Source organism: Caulobacter soli (genome assembly GCF_011045195.1).
GTDB classification, from domain to species: domain Bacteria; phylum Pseudomonadota; class Alphaproteobacteria; order Caulobacterales; family Caulobacteraceae; genus Caulobacter; species Caulobacter soli.
Map to the genome: position 1 here is coordinate 5015452 of NZ_CP049199.1, position 18052 is coordinate 5033503.

At 68.7% G+C, this 18052-nt stretch carries 19 protein-coding genes; 8 read left to right on the forward strand and 11 right to left on the reverse strand.

What is annotated here, in order from left to right; all coding sequences use genetic code 11:
* Positions 1–104: 104 nt before the first annotated feature.
* The 5 genes from G3M62_RS23355 to G3M62_RS23375 form a co-directional block, all read right to left on the reverse strand.
* Positions 105–383, reverse strand: coding sequence for an HPr family phosphocarrier protein (locus G3M62_RS23355; protein WP_165190933.1), 279 nt, complete (start codon positions 381–383; stop codon positions 105–107).
* Entirely contained in the window at positions 380–787 is a 408-nt protein-coding gene (locus G3M62_RS23360) for a PTS sugar transporter subunit IIA (RefSeq protein ID WP_165190934.1), read from the reverse strand. The genes G3M62_RS23355 and G3M62_RS23360 overlap by 4 nt, the downstream gene beginning before the upstream one ends.
* Positions 788–862: 75 nt before the next feature.
* Positions 863–1297, reverse strand: a complete 435-nt coding sequence (locus G3M62_RS23365) for an HPr kinase/phosphorylase (protein ID WP_165190935.1) — start codon at positions 1295–1297, stop codon at positions 863–865.
* Positions 1294–3027, reverse strand: a complete 1734-nt coding sequence (locus G3M62_RS23370; protein ID WP_246263394.1) for an ATP-binding protein — start codon at positions 3025–3027, stop codon at positions 1294–1296. Before G3M62_RS23370 ends, G3M62_RS23365 begins: the two co-directional genes overlap by 4 nt.
* Positions 3028–3034: 7 nt before the next feature.
* On the reverse strand, positions 3035–3742 hold the full coding sequence (locus G3M62_RS23375) for a two-component response regulator ChvI (RefSeq protein ID WP_165190936.1): 708 nt from the start codon (positions 3740–3742) through the stop codon (positions 3035–3037).
* A gap of 219 nt (positions 3743–3961) precedes the next feature.
* Between G3M62_RS23375 and G3M62_RS23380 the strand changes: the two genes are divergently transcribed.
* Both G3M62_RS23380 and G3M62_RS23385 read left to right on the forward strand, forming a co-directional pair.
* Positions 3962–5683, forward strand: coding sequence for a hypothetical protein (locus G3M62_RS23380; RefSeq protein ID WP_165190937.1), 1722 nt, complete (start codon positions 3962–3964; stop codon positions 5681–5683).
* A 74-nt stretch (positions 5684–5757) separates the two neighbouring features.
* Positions 5758–6402, forward strand: a complete 645-nt coding sequence (locus G3M62_RS23385; protein ID WP_165190938.1) for a hypothetical protein — start codon at positions 5758–5760, stop codon at positions 6400–6402.
* On the opposite strand, the gene pseC is transcribed toward G3M62_RS23385, so the two are convergent.
* On the reverse strand, positions 6399–7565 hold the full coding sequence (pseC, locus tag G3M62_RS23390) for a UDP-4-amino-4,6-dideoxy-N-acetyl-beta-L-altrosamine transaminase (protein ID WP_165190939.1): 1167 nt from the start codon (positions 7563–7565) through the stop codon (positions 6399–6401). The two genes, G3M62_RS23385 and pseC, sit on opposite strands and share 4 nt — an antisense overlap.
* Positions 7565–8599, reverse strand: a complete 1035-nt coding sequence (gene pseB / locus G3M62_RS23395; RefSeq protein WP_165190940.1) for a UDP-N-acetylglucosamine 4,6-dehydratase (inverting) — start codon at positions 8597–8599, stop codon at positions 7565–7567. Before pseB ends, pseC begins: the two co-directional genes overlap by 1 nt.
* Positions 8600–8716: 117 nt before the next feature.
* On the opposite strand from pseB, the gene G3M62_RS23400 reads away from it, so the two are divergent.
* Positions 8717–9121: a hypothetical protein gene (locus tag G3M62_RS23400; RefSeq protein WP_165190941.1), complete on the forward strand. Its 405-nt coding sequence runs from the start codon at positions 8717–8719 to the stop codon at positions 9119–9121.
* 3 nt (positions 9122–9124) lie between these two features.
* Here the strand turns inward: G3M62_RS23400 and G3M62_RS23405 are convergent, their stop codons facing one another.
* Positions 9125–9613: a nucleoside deaminase gene (locus tag G3M62_RS23405; protein ID WP_343037655.1), complete on the reverse strand. Its 489-nt coding sequence runs from the start codon at positions 9611–9613 to the stop codon at positions 9125–9127.
* Positions 9614–9663: 50 nt separating this feature from the next.
* Here G3M62_RS23405 and G3M62_RS23410 point away from each other — a divergent pair, with 50 nt between their 5' ends.
* Complete coding sequence (locus G3M62_RS23410) at positions 9664–11118, forward strand: pseudouridine synthase (protein ID WP_165190943.1); 1455 nt, start codon at positions 9664–9666, stop codon at positions 11116–11118.
* Positions 11119–11122: 4 nt separating this feature from the next.
* Here G3M62_RS23410 and G3M62_RS23415 read toward each other — a convergent pair whose 3' ends face one another.
* A complete protein-coding gene (locus G3M62_RS23415; RefSeq protein WP_165190944.1) occupies positions 11123–11779 on the reverse strand; it encodes a CDP-alcohol phosphatidyltransferase family protein in 657 nt (218 codons plus the stop codon).
* A gap of 79 nt (positions 11780–11858) precedes the next feature.
* Here G3M62_RS23415 and G3M62_RS23420 point away from each other — a divergent pair, with 79 nt between their 5' ends.
* Positions 11859–12833, forward strand: coding sequence for a phosphatidate cytidylyltransferase (locus tag G3M62_RS23420; protein ID WP_205691925.1), 975 nt, complete (start codon positions 11859–11861; stop codon positions 12831–12833).
* A gap of 2 nt (positions 12834–12835) precedes the next feature.
* A complete protein-coding gene (locus tag G3M62_RS23425; protein ID WP_165190945.1) occupies positions 12836–13474 on the forward strand; it encodes a lysophospholipid acyltransferase family protein in 639 nt (212 codons plus the stop codon).
* Positions 13475–13476: 2 nt separating this feature from the next.
* Here G3M62_RS23425 and G3M62_RS23430 read toward each other — a convergent pair whose 3' ends face one another.
* Complete coding sequence (locus tag G3M62_RS23430) at positions 13477–14403, reverse strand: CPBP family intramembrane glutamic endopeptidase (RefSeq protein WP_165190946.1); 927 nt, start codon at positions 14401–14403, stop codon at positions 13477–13479.
* A 127-nt stretch (positions 14404–14530) separates the two neighbouring features.
* On the opposite strand from G3M62_RS23430, the gene G3M62_RS23435 reads away from it, so the two are divergent.
* On the forward strand, positions 14531–15169 hold the full coding sequence (locus G3M62_RS23435) for a TMEM175 family protein (RefSeq protein WP_165190947.1): 639 nt from the start codon (positions 14531–14533) through the stop codon (positions 15167–15169).
* 4 nt (positions 15170–15173) lie between these two features.
* Complete coding sequence (gene rsmD, locus G3M62_RS23440) at positions 15174–15737, forward strand: 16S rRNA (guanine(966)-N(2))-methyltransferase RsmD (RefSeq protein ID WP_165190948.1); 564 nt, start codon at positions 15174–15176, stop codon at positions 15735–15737.
* A 2-nt stretch (positions 15738–15739) separates the two neighbouring features.
* Here rsmD and G3M62_RS23445 read toward each other — a convergent pair whose 3' ends face one another.
* Positions 15740–17749: an AsmA family protein gene (locus G3M62_RS23445; protein ID WP_165190949.1), complete on the reverse strand. Its 2010-nt coding sequence runs from the start codon at positions 17747–17749 to the stop codon at positions 15740–15742.
* Positions 17750–18052 lie beyond the last annotated feature (303 nt).

The following is an 18052-nucleotide window of genomic DNA, read 5'->3' on the forward strand; positions in this document are numbered from 1 at the left end:
AGAGGGGGAAGAGGCTTCGAGCGCGCGTCCTCCGCCCCCTATGGGGGCGGACAGACGGCGGAGCCGTCAGGTGGGGGCAAGTCAGTGCGCCACAAAGAGGAGCCTTACCGCTCCTCGTCGAACCTGTTCGACACCAGTTCCGTCAGCGCCTCGACGGCCGCGTCGGCTTCGGGGCCCTCGGCTTCGATGTCGATGGTCGAGCCGATGCCGGCGGCCAGCATCATCAGGCCCATGATCGAGCGGGCGTCGACGCTGGTGCCGTCGCGGGCGACCGTGACCTCGGCGTCGAAACCGGAAGCCAGCTTGACGAACTTGGCCGAGGCCCGGGCGTGCAGGCCCCGTTCGTTGACGATCTCGACCGTGCGCGCCGCCATGCGACTCATTTTTCTCCCGCGAGCACGTAGGAGGCCACGGAGATATATTTGCGTCCAGCCTCTTGGGCGTGGGCGACGCAGGCCTGCAGGGTTTCGCGCTGGCGCACGCTGGCCAGCTTGATCAGCATCGGCAGGTTCAGGCCGGCGATCACCTCGGCCTTGGTCTGCTCCATCACCGAAATGGCCAGGTTCGAGGGCGTGCCGCCGAACATGTCGGTCAGCAGAATCACGCCGTCGCCCTCGGTGTCGACCGCGGCGCACGCCTTCAGAATGTCCGACCGGCGACGTTCCATGTCGTCCTCCGGGCCGATGCAGATGGCCGCGACCGCGCTCTGCGGGCCGACCACATGCTCCATGGCGGAGACGAACTCCTCCGCCAGCCGCCCGTGCGTGACTATCACGAGCCCGATCATGCCTGATCTCTCAAACGGGATCCCCATAACCCGTGGCGGCCAGGGAGGGCCGCGCGGGCCGCCTTGATACGCTTGTTAGTCGGCGACTCCAAGATGCTCAAACACCCGCCTGATTTTCCCCGGCGCGCCGGGTTCCAGAGGCCACAGGTCCAGCACCGGCGTGGAAACGCCCTCGATGACCTCGAAGATGGGGTCGGGCAGCCGCTCCACCGCCTGCGGCCGATCCACGCAGCGCACCAGCAGATCGATTCGACAGAACGGGCGAAAGGCCTGGGACAGCACCCCGACGCCCCGCGCCTCGACCAGTCCGGCCAGGGTTTCGGGCGCGCGGCCAAAGAGCTTGCCGGCCGAAACGAACACCACGGTTCGGTCGTCGGCCACCAGGACGAAGCCCTGGTCCAGGGCCCGCAGCGCCAGATCGCTCTTGCCGACGCCCGACGGCCCCTCGATCAGCGCGCCGCGCCAGACGCCGGCGACCCGGCGGGCGATCAGGCCGGCGTGGCGGATCATTCGCGCGAACCGCCATCACGAGGGGCGTCGCGTTGCCCCCCATCGCGTTGACCGCCGTGATGATGCGTATTGTGAGCGCCGGCCTCGGGCAGGTCGATCCGGAACCGCGCCCCGATGACCTTGCCGTCGGCGTCCTTGCGATTCTCGGCCCGCATGGTCCCGCCATGCGCCTCGACGATCTGGCGGGCGATCGACAGGCCCAGGCCCGAATTGCCGCCGAACGCCTTGCCCTTGGGCCGCGAGGTGTAGAACCGCTCGAAGATGGTTTCCAGATTCTCGGGCGGAATGCCCGGACCGTCGTCGTCGACCGTGACGATCAGCCGGTTGTGGTCGCGCAGGCCCCAGTCGCGGGCCAGGCTCACCCGCACCTCGCCGTCGGCGGCGCTGAACGAGCGGGCGTTGTCGATCAGGTTGCGGAACACCTGGCCCACCGGGGTCTCGCGCGCCACGATCCGGGCGTGCTGAGGCGCGGCCTGGGCGTCGAAGGTCACCCGCACGCTGCCCGGGGCGTCGCCCGGGCGCAGCTGGGCCTCGTAGAGGTGGATGACCTCGGCCAGTAGCAGGTTCAGCTCGAAGGCCCGCGGCGCCTCGCGCGACAGCTCCGCGTCCAGCCGCGAGGCGTTGGAAATGTCGGTGACCAGGCGGTCCAGACGCGTGACGTCCTGCTGCAGAATGCCCAGCAGCCGGGCCCGGGCGGCGGGGTCGGTCACCAGGTCCAGGGTCTCGATCGCCGAGCGGATCGAGGTCAGGGGGTTCTTGATCTCGTGGGCGACGTCGGCGGCGAAGCGCTCGATGGCGTCCATCCGCTCGGACATCGAGTCGGTCATCTCCTCCAGGGCCCGCGACAGGTCGCCCAGCTCGTCCTTGCGGCCGGAAATGTCGGGCAGGGAGATGGCCCGAGCCCCGTCCAGCCGCACGCGGTCGGCGGCGCTGGCCATGCGCAGCACCGGCTGGGCGATCAGGCGGTTGAGCAGGAACGACGAGATCAGGGTGGTGACGATGGCGATCAGGGCGAAGGGCAGCAGGGCCTTGCGCTCGGCGGCGATGATCTGGTCGACGTCGCCGGCCTCGAGCGTCAGGACGCCCAGGACCGCGCGCACGTGCTGGATGGGGATCGACACCGACACCACCCGCTCGCCCATCTCGTCCAGGCGGGTTCCAGCCACCGGCTCGCCCAGCTTGGCCTGGGCGATCTCGGCGGCCAGGGCCTCGCGGGCCGCCTCGGCGACCTTGGGCTTGGTGTCGGGGCTGTGGGCGGGCAGGCCGAACGCGGTTTGGCCGGGCTTGCGGGCCGGCGGCAGGACCTTGGACTCCACCCGGTCGGCGACGACATAGGAATCGGCCAGTTGATTGCCCTGGGCGTCGAACAATCGCGCCCGTTGCGAGCGCGGGATGAACAGGCTCTGCAGGATGTCGCTAGCCTGGTCCGGCACCAGGCGCGGCTCGGGGTCGCCGACCGTGGCGGCCAGGTCGATGACGTTGGCGATCAGCTCGCCCTGGGTGGTCAGGCTGTCGATGCGGGTGTTGATCAGGCCGCTGCGCAGCTCGTTCAGCACCAGCGCCCCGCCCAGCAGCACGGCCAGGGCCAGCATGTTGAGCCCGATGATCAGCCGGCCCAGGCGCGAACCCCTGGGCCAAGCCAATTTGGGCCAGGCAAGCTTGGGCCAGCCGGGTTTCGGCCAGCTCAGCCGGCGCTTCGGCTTGGCCTGCTGTCCGGGGTCCCCGGCCATCGCGCGATCAGGATTCGCGATATCGGTAGCCGACGCCATACAGGGTTTCGATGGAATCGAACTCCGGATCGACTTGGCGGAACTTCTTGCGCATCCGCTTGATGTGGCTGTCGATGGTGCGGTCGTCGACATAGACCTGATCGTCGTAGGCGGCGTCCATCAGGTTGTCGCGGCTCTTCACGAAGCCCGGGCGCTGGGCCAGCGATTGCAGCAGCAGGAATTCGGTGACCGTCAGGCGCACCGGCCGGCCGTCCCACAGGCTGTCGTGGCGCGCGGAATCCAGGGTCAGCTTGCCGCGCTTCATGATCTTGGAATTGGCCGCGCCCGGCGCGACACCCGGCTCGTCCTCTTCCGGACGGGCCCGGCGCAGCACGGCCTTGACCCGCTCCAGCAGCAGGCGCTGGCTGAACGGCTTGTGGATATAGTCGTCGGCCCCGAGGTTGAAGCCGAGGATCTCGTCGATCTCGTCGTCCTTGGAGGTCAGCATGATCACCGGGATCTCGGTGGTCTGGCGCAGGCGGCGCAGCACTTCCATGCCGTCCATGCGCGGCATCTTGACGTCCAGGATCACCAGATCGGGGGCTTGGCTCTCGACCGCGTCAAGTCCCGACGCGCCGTCGTAATAAGCCTTCACCACGTGACCGTGGCTTTCCAGCGCCAGCGAAACCGAGGCGACGATGTTCTCGTCGTCGTCGATGAGAGTAATATCGGCCATCGAGCCCTATGGGTCCTTTCGCTGCTTCCCGCCGATACTATCGACCGGCGTCGCTCGCTACAACGCGCCCCCCACAACGCATGAAGGCGGCCAAGCTTTCCCTGCCTTTTGCGGCTCCAGCGTGGCGTCATTGCGGCGCGGCCCGATAGAGCCCTCGCGGCGGCAACCTCACCTTAAGGTCTTGTATCCCATAAGGGAGCTTCGGGGAGCCCTTTGCCGATGAGCGATCAAGTCCATTACGAGCTGTTCGTGCGCCGAAAGGTCGGCGCGCAATGGACGCTCGACATGGCGACCGAGGTTCGGACCCATGCCCTGCAGACCGCCGAAGAGGCGCTGGAGCAGGGCCGGGCGGTCGCCGTGCGGGTCAGCAAGGAAACCCTCGACAAGGCGACCGGCGAATACAAGTCGATCTCGATCTTCACCAAGGGCCAGGTCGACGGCGGCAAGCCCAAGAAGCAGCAGGAGGACCTGGATCCCCTCTGCGTCCAGCCCGCCGACCTCTACACCGCCCACGCCCGCGATCGCATCGGCCGCCTGCTGGAAGGCTGGCTGGAGCGTCACAACGCCACCCCGTTCGAGCTGCTGCACCGGCCCGACCTGGTCGAGCAGCTGGAAGCCTCGGGCACCGACCTGCAGCACGCCCTGCAGAAGATCGCCATTCCCGAGGCCGAGGCCCGGGGCATGTCGGTCCACGAGCTGATCCGCACCTTCCAGGGCCTGGTCGAGCGCACCGTCGCCAACCTGATGAAACAGTTCAAGAAGGGCGCCCTGCCCGACCTGGACAAGGAAGGTTTCGCCCGGGCCGCCGAACGCCTGGCCGTCGATCCCGACCGCGCCTTCCTGCTGGGGGCCGGCGTCGCCGCCTCGATCGCGCCCGGCAAGAACTGGTCCGAGAAGATCGCCCGCCTGCTCGACCTGGCCGACGCCGCGCCGACCGAGCCCAAGGCCCGGGCCGCCGCCCTGGCCGCCATCGAGACGCCGCTGGCCGAGATCATCGGCTCCAAGGCCGGCATGGCCGACCTGCTGGGCAGCAACAAGGAAGGCGGCGACGCCGACCTCGGCACGACCCTGGCGGCCATGACCCGCCTGACGGGCGGCGCCCAGGTCGAGGCCCTGATCCGCATCGAGGCCGGGGTGCGCAACTGCATGCCCGAACTGAACGGCACGGCCAAGCGCCTGTGCGACTGGCTGAACGGCGAGGACTTCCCCGCCGTGCGGATGTCGATCGCCCAGCGCGTGCTCAAGGAACTGAACGGCGTGCGGCGCCTGAAACCCGCCGACGCCGAGGCCGAGATCGAATATCTGCGCGCCCTGGCCATGAGCCTGACCGCCGCCGCGGGCCGCATCCTGCCGCCGGAAGACATCACCAGCGCCTTCACCACCCGCTCCAAGACCTTGCTGAACGGCGAATTCATCGAGGCCCTGCTCGGCCGCGATCGCTCGTCGCGCGAGGAGGTGCAGATGCTGATCCGCCTGGCCGAGAACGTCATGGGCGCGGTCAACAAGCGCATGGCCGCCCGGTGGCTGTCGGCCAACGTCCTGGCCCTGCGCTTCGAGCGCGAACTGCGCCAGGGACCGGACTCGGCGGCCGCCAAGCTGGCCGCCCTGGCCGCCCTGCAACGCGCCCTGGTCCGCTCGGGCCTGGTGGTCGAGGACTACGAGCCGCTATGCGCCCGCCTGGGCGAGGTGGGCGGCATGATCGAGGCCGACGCCCGCCTGGTCACCATGCTGGTCCGCGCGCCGGCGTCCCTGGCCCAGAAGATGTCGGTGCTGATCAAGCTGGCCATGGGCGAGGCCGGTCCCACCGGCCCGGTCGCCGACAAGGCCAAGGCCGAAGTGATGAAACTGGCCCGCGCGCCGGAGACCCGCGAGGAACTCGCCGCCTCGCCCGAGACCATGGACCTGCTCAAGGGCATGGTTCAGCAGAAGGCGGCGGCTTAACTCTCGCGAAAGCGTGAGCTTCAAGTAAAAATGGAATACTAGAGGCCATCAGAACCGCATCGGGGGGGGGTGAGATGGCTAGCGAAAGAGAGCCGGTCGGCCTGAGCGCCACCGGTGGCATGGCCATCTCATTTGTTGTCCTTTTGGAAGGCGTCACCAACGGTGATGCAGCCAAGAATCCGGCGACATGGATGTATCCAATCGCCGGAGCGATGTTAGCGGCTAGCGGACTCTCGATTGTCTTCTCCGGTGCGATAGCAGGCGAAGACCCGCCAGAGGCTCGCCGCTCCATGTTTGCGATGACGAAACCGTTGCGGATATCCGGCGCACTTGTTTCGATTATTTCGGATTTTTCCATACAAATACTTGCAGTTATGCTCGGCTATCAGATAGCAAAAAGAGCCGGAACGCTTACAGAGCAAGCATTTATACTGGTGTTATTCGCCGGATTTGTCGTGAACGGCTTGTCGTCTATGGTAGTTGAATGCCTTTTGACGCTAGCAATATTTTACAAGCGCATCATTGAGCGAAGGGGGCGGGAGGTCTCGCCCCGCGTAAATACGTTCATTCACGCGCTGGAAGAAAAGGCCAAACCGCCAAATCCCGCGCCTCCCTTGCTGACGCCAAAGCCTGAAGCGGAAAAAACGCCCCGAAGAAGGCGAAGGGCTGCGGCGCGCAGGGACCTTGGAAACAACGACGACGGAAAGCTGGGACCTTAGCGTTTCAACGCGTCAACCAGCGCCCCAACCACACGATCCACATCCCCATCCGCCATCGTCGGATACAGCGGCAGGGTCAGGCACCGGGCGTACCAGGCCTCGCTGCCGGGCAGGTCCAGAGCGCCGTAGCGGGCCTGGTAGTAGGGCTGGGTGTGGACGGGGATGTAGTGGACCTGGCTGCCGACGCCCTGGGCCTTCAGGGCCTCGACCACCGCGCGGCGGCTCGTGCCCAGAGCTTCGAAGTCGATCAGCACGGTCAGCAGGTGCAGGGCCGGGTCGGACCAGGCGGGGCTCGTCGCCAGGCGCACGGCCGGGGCCAGGGCGGCCAGCTTTTCGGCGTAGAGCCCCGCCAGGGTCCGCCGTCGCGCCACGAAGCGATCGAGCTTGGCCAGCTGCGAGATGCCCAGGGCGCAGAGCACGTCGGGAATGCGGTAGTTGAAGCCCAGCTCGGGCATCTCGTACACCCACGGCTCGGCGCCGGCGGGACGGACCATGCCGTGGCCGCGCAGGGACCGGGCCCGCGCCGCCAAGGCGGCGTCGTTGGTGGTCAGCATGCCGCCCTCGCCCGTGGCCAGGGTCTTGACCGGATGGAACGAGAAGCTGGCGAACGCCGAATAGGCCCCGTCGCCGACCGGATGGGCCGCATCGTCAAACGTGGCGACCGAACCCAGGGCGTGGGGCGCGTCCTCGACCAGCACCGCGCCAACGCCGTTAGCCAGGGCCTTCAGGCCCGGCAGATCGCAGACATCGCCGCGCAGGTGGACGGGCAGCACGGCCTTCACCCGGCGATCGCCGGCCCGCTTCAGGGCGTCGGCCAGGGTCTCGGGCGTCATCAGGCCGCTGTCGGGGTCGACATCGGCGAACACCACCTCGGCGCCGACATAGCGGGCGCAGTTGGCGGTGGCGAGAAAGGTGACCGACGGGGCGATGCACACGTCGTCCTCGCCGACCCCAAGGGCCAGCATGGCCAGGTGCAGGGTGGCGGTGCCGTTGGCGACGGCGATGGCGTGCTCGGCGCCGACCTTCCGCTTGAAGGCGGTCTCGAAGGCCTCGACCGTCGGTCCCGTCGTCAGGAAATCGGCGCGCAGGGCCGCCGCCACCGCCGCCACGTCGTCGTCCTCGATGGTCTGACGGCCGTAGGGGAGGAACGGCGGGCCGCTCATCAGGCCTTCTCGGCCAGCATGGCGTTCAGGCCGTCTTCGCTGAGCCAGTCGTCATTGCTGTCGCTGCTGTAGCTGAAGCCCTCGGCCACGTCCTTGGCCTCGGCCTCGCCGCGGAAAGGCGTGCGCGGATATTCGACGAAGGTGGGCTCGATCACGTAGCGATCGGACAGCTCGATCGTGGCGCGGGCGTCGTCGGCGCTGATCATCATCTCGTGCAGCTTCTCGCCCGGGCGGATGCCGACGATCTTCATGCCGACGTCCGGCGACATGGCCTTCACCAGGTCGGGCATGGTCATCGACGGGATCTTCGGCACGAAGATCTCGCCGCCGCGCATGATCTCCAGCGACGACAGCACGAACTCCACGCCCTCGTTGAGGGTGATCCAGAACCGGGTCATCCGCGCGTCGGTGACCGGCAGCTCGGTCGCGCCCTGGCTCAGCAGGCGCTTGTAGAGCGGCACGACGCTGCCGCGCGAGCCCACCACGTTGCCGTAGCGGACCACCGCGAAGCGGGTGCCGATGTCGCCCGACAGGTTGTTGGCGGCCACGAAGGTCTTGTCCGAGGCCAGCTTGGTCGCGCCATAGAGGTTGATCGGATTGCAGGCCTTGTCGGTCGACAGGGCCACCACCTGCTTGACGTGATTGTTGAGGCTGGCCCAGACCACGTTCTCGGCGCCCAGCACGTTGGTGTGGATGCATTCGGAGGGGTTGTATTCGGCGGCCGGCACCTGCTTCAGCGCCGCGGCGTGGATGACGATGTCGACGCCGCGCAGGGCCAGGGTCAGGCGCTCGCGATCGCGCACGTCGCCCAGGAAGAAGCGCATTTTGCCGTAGGTCGCCTCGTCGAACTGCTCGCGCAGTTCCAGCTGCATGTCGCTCTGCTTCAATTCGTCGCGGGAATAGACGATCACCTTCCGCGGGTTGGAGCGCTTGAGGACGGTCTCGATGAAACGGCGGCCAAACGAGCCGGTGCCGCCGGTCACCAGAATGACCTTGCCGTCCAGATCGAGGGTTTTCGGTGAAAAGCGCCCCAAGTTCAGCCTCCTGCGCCCCCGCGGCGCGTCGACGCGCACGGGACGATTCATGGTTAACACCCCTTTGTGCCCGTCAGACGTAAAGAGGACGTCAACCACGTCGTGTCACAAGGGCCCATGCGCCGCGCCCTCCTCCCCATCCTGTCCTTGCTGGCCGCCGTCAGCCTGGCCGCCCCGCCCGCCTTCGCCGGTCACGGCAAGGAGGAGAAGAAGGCGCCCGCGACCTATTTCGCCCTCCAGCCCCTGACGGCGACCACGATCCGCCGCGACGGCCGCCGGGGCGTCATGACCCTGGAAATCGGCGTCGAGGCCCTGGACCCCAAGCTGATGGACTACGCCCAGAAGTCCGAACCGCGCCTGCGCGCCGCCTTCGCCCAGACGCTGATGACCTATACGGCCGGCATGCCACGCGGCGCGCCGCCGGACCTGACCTATCTGGGCGGCAAGATGCAGGACGCCGCCGACAAGGTGCTGGGCCGCAAGGGCTCCAAGGTGCTGCTCGGCTCGGCGATGGTGAACTAGGGACTACTTCTTCCGCCGCTCGCGGAAGAACCCCCTCAGCAGGTCGCCGCTCTCCTGAGCCATCACGCCGCCGGTGACCTCGGGCCGCCAGTGGCAGGTGGGCTGGGCGAAGAACCGGGGGCCATGGACCACAGCCCCGCCCTTGGGATCCTCGGCGCCGAACACCACCCGGCCGATCCGCGCGTGGCTGATGGCGCCGGCGCACATGGCGCAGGGCTCCAGCGTCACCACCAGGGTCAGGTCGGTCAGCCGGTAGTTCTCAAGCTTGGCGGCGGCGATCCTGATCGCGGCGATCTCGGCGTGGGCCGTGGGGTCGTGCGCGCCGATCGGCCCGTTGCCGGCGCGGGCGATCACTTCGCCGGTGACCGGGTCCAGGATCACCGCGCCGACCGGCGTCTCGCCCGCTTCAGCGGCGGCGCGGGCCTCGTCCAGCGCCAGGCTCATGGCCTCGAGATCTCGCTCAGCTTGATCCCCGCCCGGATCGGTGCGCATTAGAAAACCGCCCATCGTGAGATGCGCCCCGCCCTTGAAGGACCGACGCCGTGACCGAGAAATACCAACCCCACCTGCATGACAACGCCATTCCGGGTCAAGACGACGACGGAGACGGCGCGCGAGTGGCCAAGATGCTGGCCCGGGCCGGCGTGGCCTCGCGGCGCGCGGTCGAACGTCTGATCGAGGATGGCCGGGTGGCGCTGAACGGCGAAGTGCTGACTACCCCCGCCATCAAGGTCCGCCCTGACGACATCCTGACCGTCGACGGCAAGATGATCGACGCGCCGGAATCCACCCGGGTCTTCCGCTATCACAAGCCCACCGGGCTGATGACCACCCACAACGATCCCAAGCAGCGCCCGACGGTGTTCTCGGCCCTGCCGCGCGACCTGCCGCGCCTGATCTCGGTCGGCCGCCTGGACCTCAACTCCGAGGGCCTGCTGCTGCTGACCAATGACGGGGCCCTGTCGCGGGCGCTGGAGATGCCGAACAACGCCTGGGTGCGCCGCTATCGCGCCCGCGCCTTCGGCGACACCACCCAGGCCAAGCTGGACCGGCTGAAGGACGGCTGCACCGTCGAGGGCGTGCGCTACGGCCCGATCGAGGCGCGCCTGGACAAGGCCCAGGAAAAGGCCGGCGGCGGCAAGAACATCTGGATCACCCTGTCGCTCAGCGAAGGCAAGAACCGCGAAGTGCGGCGGGTGCTGGAGTCCATCGGCCTGAAGGTCAACCGCCTGATCCGCCTGTCCTACGGCCCGTTCGCCCTGGGCACGCTGCTGCCGGGCCAGGTCGAGGAGGTTGGCCCCCGGGTGATCCGCGAGCTGCTGGAAGGCATCGTCGCCGAAGAGAACATGCCCAAGGGCGACAAGCCCCAGTTCATCGGCGTGGCCGATCCGCTGAAGGCCGTCGGCACGGCGGGCGGCGGCGACATGCAGCGGCGGGGCGTGCCTCGCACCCACAAGGCGCTTCAGACCGCGATCCTGCTCCCCGAGGAAAAGGTCGAGGAAGAAAAGTTCGTCCGCAAGCCGGGCTGGGCCAAGCCCAAGAAGAAGCCCGCGATCGCCGGCCGCGCGCCGGTCGCGCACGCCAAGAAGTCGATCGAGAGCAAGATGATCGGCCCCAAGCCGCTGTCCTATCGCGACGCCGCCGCCAAGCGGATCCGCGACAAGGAGCTGGCCGATAAGAACGCGGCCGACAAGCGCGCGGCGCAAGGCAAGGAGGCGCGGCCCGCCAAGCCGGCGGGGCCGGCGTCGTCCAAGCCGAAACTCGGCGCGCTGCGGGCCAATGGTTATAAGCCGCTGGGCGACGGTCCGGCCAAGACCGGGGGCAAGCCCGGCGGCGCGCGTCCGGGCGGCAAGCCCAGCACGGTCAAGGCGGCGGGCGCGGGCAAGCCGGGCGAGGCCGGCAAGGTCTGGTCGAAGCCGGGCATGGCCAAGTCGGACGGTCCCAAGGGCGCGCCACGTGCAGGCGGCAAGCCGAGCGGTCCGCGCGGCAAGCGGTAGCGGGTCAGCCCCTCAGACCCCGCGCCAGGTTTCCCGTCCGTTTGACCACGGTGATCAGGCTTCCCACAACGATCACCAGCAGGCCGCAGAACAGCGTCAGGCCGTGGCCGCGCCACAGCGGTTCGAACATGGCGATCAGGCAGAACGCCGTCAGCGTCGCCATGCGCTGCTGCTTGGCCATCGGACCGGAGAAGTCGGCGGGCTGGCCCAGGCCCCGGCCCAGTTCGCGGACATAGGCGGTGAGCACCGCCAGCACCGCCGCGATCCAGCCCAGCGCGCCGCCGCCGACAATCCCCGCCGACTGCGCGCTGTAGCCGGCCCCGGCCAACAGCAGCACGTCGGCGATCCGGTCGGGCAGCTCGTTCCAGATCGGCCCGGCGGGACTGGCCCGTCCATGCTCGACCGCCACCATCCCGTCCAGCAGGTTGCACAACAGCCGCGCCTGGATGCTCGCCGCCGCCAGCAACAGCAGCAGCGCCCGCAAGACCCAGCCGTCCAGCGCCCCGGCCGCCATGATCAGCGCCGCGCCCAGAGCGGCGAAGGCGACGCTGGTCGCCGAGATCGCGTCCGGGCTGACCTTGGCGGCGGCCAGGCGCCCGGCCAGCCGGCGGGCGAAGGCGGCGTCGCGCACCTTCAACGGGCGACGGTTGTCCTGAGTCATGCGACGCTCTCCTTCGTGACGAGAACTAGGCTATAGCTAAACGGGTTCACCGCCAGGCGGCGCGTTGGCAGGAGCCGCATTGGACATCGTCGCGACCGTTCGAGCCTTCTTCGCCGCCCAGCCGCCCGTGCTGCTGATCGGCCTGGCCGGCGTGGTGGCCCTGCTCAGCGTCGCCGGGGCGATCGCCACGGCGCTGACCGCGCTGAGGCCTGGCCAGGACTATCGCGAGCTGCGCCAGCGCATCGCCAGCTGGTGGGTGATGGTCGCCCTGCTGGCCGGGGCCCTGCTGCTGGGCTGGCAGGCCACCGTCGTGGTCTTCGCCCTGATCTCGTTCATGGCCCTGCGCGAGTTCCTGTCCCTGGCCCCGATCCGCAAGGAGGATCGCCCCGCGATCCTGGCGGCCTATCTGGCCCTGACGGCCGCCTACGGCTTCATCGCCGCCGACCGCTACATGTTCTACCTGGTGTTCATCCCGGTCTGGACGTTCCTGGGCCTGCCGTTCCTGATGGCCATGCTGGGCCAGACGCGCGGCTTCCTGACCACCGCCGCCACCTTCCACTGGGGCCTGGTGACCTGCGTCTACAACCTGGGCTTCGCGGCGTTTCTGATGCGGACGCCGAACACCGACACACTGCCGGCCGGCGCGGCGGGCCTGGTGTTCTTCCTGCTGCTGGTCACCGAGTTCAACGACGTGGCCCAGTACGTGTTCGGCAAGCTGCTGGGCCGTCACAAGATCGCGCCCACGGTCAGCCCCAACAAGACCTGGGAGGGTTTCCTGGGCGGCTGGCTGGCGACGGGCCTGCTGATCTGGTTCGCCGGACCGGTGTTCACGCCGCTGGCCGGCCATGGCCTGCTGGTCGTCGCGATGGCCCTGCCCGTGGCGGGCTTCGCCGGCGACGTCACCATGAGCGCGGTCAAGCGCGACATTGGGGTCAAGGACACCTCGCACGCCATTCCCGGCCACGGCGGCGTGCTGGATCGCGCCGACAGCCTGACCTTCACCGCACCGCTCTACTTCCACCTGCTGGCGCTGTTTGCTCTGGATAAGTTCTGACCATGGGCTGGCTGCGGTTCCTGTTGCTGGTGCTGGTCGCCCGCCCCCTGGCGCTGTTCCTGACCGGGGCCGACGTGACGGGCCGCGAGCGCCTGCCGCTGAAGGGGCCGGCCATCGTCGCGGCCAACCATTCCAGCCATGTCGACACCCTGCTGCTGCTGGCCATCTTCCCCTCCCGCGCCGTGTCCCGCGTGCGACCGGTGGCGGCGGCCGACTACTTCCTGCGCGATCCGGTGATCGGCTGGTTCTCGCGCCATGTGATCGGCATCGTGCCGGTGGCCCGGCTGAAGGCCAGCTCAGGAGAAGACGTCCTGGCCCCGGCCCGCGCGGCCCTAGCGGCCGGCGACATCGTCGTGGTCTTTCCCGAGGGCACGCGCGGCGACGGCGACGAGTTGGGCCAGTTGAAGGGCGGCGTGGCGCGTCTGGCCGAAGCCTTTCCCGAGGCGCCGGTGACGCCGGTGTGGATCCAGGGCGCCGGCCGCGTCCTGCCCAAGGGCGAGGCGATCCCCGCACCCCTGAACTGCGCGGTGCTGGTGGGCGAGCCGCTGATCTGGACCGGCGACCGACCCACCTTCATGGCGCGGCTACGTGAAAGCTTGTTGGCCCTGAAGGACGAGGCGCCGCCGCTGCGCTGGTCGTAACCCTAAGGGATCGCCAGCCGGGTCCAGCGCCGCAGGGGCTCCCAGCGCGCGACGATCTCGGCCATGGCCACATAGCCCGCCAGCATCAGCGGCGCGATGACCAGGGTCTCGGGCGGGAAGGCGTGCGGCGCGTCGGGCTTCAGACTCATGGGCTGGATGAACAGCAGGATCAGGATGTTGTTGGCCGCGTGGACACCGACGGCGAACTCGATGCCGCCCAGGCGCAGGGTCATCCAGGCCAGACCCACGCCCATGGCCAGGCGCACCAGGAAGGCGTCCAGATTGGGATCGAAGTGGATGGCCGAGAACAGCAGGCCGCTCAGCACCAGGACGCCGCGCGGATCGGAGAACCAGGCGCCGACGACCTTCACCAGCCAGCCCCGGAACACCAGCTCCTCGGCGGCGGCCGCGACCAGCAGCAGGGCCACGGCGATGGCCGCATAGGCCAGGCGTCCGCCCAGGTGCGGGCTGATCGCCAGGATCGGCGCGCCGGGGGCCTTGGGATCCAGCGCCGCCGAGGCCAGCAGCAACGGTCCGATCGTCACCGCGAACAGGCCCAGGCCCAGCAGCAGCAGCCGCCAGCGGAACCGGGGCGCGGCGGTGAAGTAGCTGGCCAGGCGGCGGTGATGCAGCACGGCGGCCACGCCGACGAAGGCCAGGGCCATGCCGCCGTTCACGAAGGCCAGCATGCTGACCACGAAGGTGATCTGGGTCAGGCCGACCGGGGTCTCGCCGCGACTGATCAGGGCCATCGCCCCATCGTCGCCGCCGCCCACCGCGAAGGCCAGAACCACCGCCACGCCGCAGATCAACGCCGCCAGCAAGGCCGCGATCACGCCGATGGGCAGGGTCAGCAGCAGCGGAACGACTCGCCGATCGTCCGGCGTCAGATCGTCCAGGAACGGCGACCGTCGAAGCTCTGCTAGCACCACTGTTTTTCGTTCCAGGCCTGGATCAATCGCTAGGCGTTCAGCGCCCGCGACGCAAGCCGCGCGACACGTCACTTGCCGCGACAGCCGGCGCGCGGCACACATCGGGGCATAAACCGGGGCGCGCATGACCGACACCACCCACAAGGAAGCACAGCACCTTCACCGCCTGATCCTGTTTTCGGACGCGGTGTTCGCGATCGCCATCACCCTGCTGGCCATCGAGATCCATCCGCCCGAGCACTGGACCAGCGTCGCCGACCTGCTGAGCCAGATGCAACACAAGCTGATGGCCTACGCCGTCAGCTTCGCCGTCGTGGGCGTCAACTGGATCGCCCACCGCCGCACCTTTTCGCGCCTGCGCCGGGCCGACGGCGTCCTGGACGTGCTGAACCTGCTGATGCTGGGCCTGCTGGCCCTGCTGCCCCTGGGGACCGAGCTTCTGTGGGAGAACGGCACGGCGGCGTCGGTGATGGTCTATGTCGGCCTGGTGACCGCCATCGGCCTGGCCCACGCCCTGGCCTGGGGCTACGCCGCCCTGTTCGCCGGACTCTCCGAACCGATGCCGGCCGCCGAGAAGGCCTATGTGCTGACCCGCGTGGCCCTGCTGCCTGGGCTGATGTGCGGCCTGACCTTTCTCAGCATCATCACCCATACGCCCTGGGGCTGGCTGGGCATGGCCGTGGTCGTGGCCGGGCTGTCGCTGGTCAACCGCCTGATGGCGCGGCGCGTCCAGCCCGCGGCCATCCACGCCGCCGAAGGCTGACCTCATGCGCATCGTCTCGGGCCAGTATCGCGGCAAGGCCATCGTCACCCCGCCGGGCGACAAGACCCGCCCCACCTCCGACCGCGCCCGGCAGGCGGTGTTCAACATCCTCGAGCACGCCGCCTGGGCCCCCGAACTGCACGGCGCGCGGGTGATCGACGTGTTCGCCGGATCGGGCGCCCTGGGCCTAGAGGCGATGTCGCGCGGGGCCAGCTTCTGCCTGTTCGTCGAGACCGACGACGCCGCGCGCGGCGCGATCCGCGAGAACATGGAAGCCTTCGGCCTGTTCGGCCAGGCCCGGGTGCATCGGCGCGACGCCACCGATCCCGGCGCGCGTCCCGGCAGCATCGGCGCGCCGTTCGACATCGCCTTCCTGGATCCGCCCTACGCCAAGGGCCTGGGCGAAAAGGCCCTGGACGCCCTGGCCGCCGGCGACTGGCTGACCCCCGGCGCCATCGTGATGTTCGAGCGCGGCCGCGACGAGCCCGACCCGGCGCCGACAGGGTTCGAGCGGCTGGACGCGCGGGAATACGGGGCGGCGAAGGTATTCTTCTTCCGGCGGGTCTAGGCCTATTTCTTCACCTTCGCGGGCGTCGTCTGGGCCACCTTGACCGGAGCGCCGTCGCTGCGGGCCTCGGCGACCAGGCTGGCGCAGTCGGCGTCCTTGGCCTCGCCGCCGGTGACGAACGGCAGGATGGCGGCCAACGGCGACAGCAGGGTTCCCAGCGCGACGGCGACGCCGCCCTGGGCCACGGCCCCGCCGGCCTCGAGCCCGACCTTCGGGGCCATGAACGGCCCGCGAATGGTGATCGGGATGAACAGCCGCACCAGGCGCGGCTTCTTGCTGTCGCCGTCGATCTTCAGATCCAGCCGCTCGTTCCGCAGGTCGATCGTACCCTTGCCCCGCGCCAGCACCACGCCGGTGTCGGCGACGATCTGGTTGGAGGTCATGATCCCGTCCTTGACGCTGAAATCGGCCACGGCGCAGCGGACGCTGGTCTCCTTGTTGTCCTTGCTGAGCAGCATGATCAGGCCCTTGGAGGCGTTGACGCCCAAGAGCTCGGCGAAGGCCTGGCGGATCTCGCCCTTGGGCGACACCAAGGTCACCTGGCCATTGGCGGTCGAGGCGGCGCGGTGTACCGAATTGCCGTAGCCGGTCAGCTTGGCGCGGGCCATGACCCCGCCTTCGATCGCCGCCTTGCCGTCGGTCTTGATGGTGATGAAGTCCTCGAGCTTGGCGTTGGTCAGGCGCATGTCCAGGTCGGTGCGCGGCACCTTGGGATTGGCGTCCAGCCGCACCTTTCCGGAAAGATCGCCGCGCGAGAAGGTGAAGGCGATCGGATCCATGGTCAGCACGCCCTTGTCGAGCGTCAGGTCCAGGCGGACCTTCTTCAGGGGCAGGTTGGGCGCGTTGACCGCCAGGGCGCGGTACTTGACCTTGGCGTCCATGGCCTTGACGCGGTCGACCTGCAGGGTGGCGTCGGGCAGCAGGCGCTGGGTGGCGTCGCGCTGGCCGGCCTCCACCTTCTGGCCGGCCGAGGCGGTCTCGCCCCTTCCGGTGGCCGGGGCGGCGCCGACCAGGCTGCCCAGGTCGTCGAAGTCCAGGCGCTTGGACTGCAGGTCGGCCTCCAGATAAGGCCGTTCCTTGCCCATCAGCACGAACAGGTCGCCCGACACGTCGCTGTCGCCGATCCGGCCGTTCAGTTGCTTGAAGTCGAACCGCTCGCCCTTACGGGTCAGGTGGCCGCTGATCTTGTAGGGCGGGGTATTGGGCAGGGTCAGGCCGGTCAGGGCGTAGAGGCGGTTCAGGTCGCTGCCGGAAACGCTCAGCTGGGTCTCGAACAGGCCCAGATTGAACGGCTTGGTGATGTCGCCCTTGGCCGTGACGTGGGTCGAGCCGGCGTCGACCTTGGCGTCGAACGGATAGGGCCGGTTGGGCGAGATGTTCAGCAGCGGACCGCCGGTGACCAGGGCGGTGAACGGCGAGCGGTTCAGCTGACCCTTGCCCTCCAACACGAACTTGCCGCGCCCGTCGGCGCTGGCGTGCTCGTTGGAGCTGACCGTGCCCAGGAAGAAGATGTCGCGCTGCTGGTCCTCGTAGCGCAGCTGGCCGTCATTGATGATGAAGTGCTGGATGGCCGGCAGCTTCAGCGGTTTCTTGGGCGCGTTGGGATCGCCGAAGGTCCAGTTGGCCTGGCCCGACTTCTCGCGCAGCAGCTTCACGTCCGGCCGGTCGACGGCCAGCAGCGGCAGGATCACGTCGCCCTTCAGCAAGGGCAGGATCTTGATCTGCACGGCGATGCGATCGACCTTCGCCATATAGTCTTTGGAGGGGGGTGTTCCGGCCGGCGCGCCCTTGGGATCGGCCTTGGACGCCCAGTCGGGCTGGGCGATCCTGACGCCATAGGCCTCGGCCTTGGGCGAGAACGACCAGGGGTGGACGCGCAGGTCGCCAGTGATCACCACCTCGCGGTCCAGCCGCGCCGAGGCGAACCGGCCCAGCGGGCCCCGGAACCAGTTCCAGTCGAACAGCACCAGGAAGATCACGATCGCGGCGGTCAGCAGGATCGCGCCGATCATCCCCCAGCGGGCGCGCGGCGGCAGGCCGCGCAGGCGCGCGGCGAGGCTGGGCCCGCGTGTGGATGGGGGATTGGGGGCGAGCGTGGTCAGGGTGGAACCTCCGGATACCCGTCCACAACGCGCGGACGGGGTCCTTATGTTCCGAAATCGATCGGCCTTGGCGGTAGGCTAGTGTCATCGACGGTCAAAGACCGTGCGTGGTCCTCGTCCTTCGACAAGCTCAGGAATGAGGACCATTGCAGGCGCCGGCATTCGAAAACCTCATCCTGAGCTTGTCGAAGGACGAGGTTTTCGGCCCCGGAA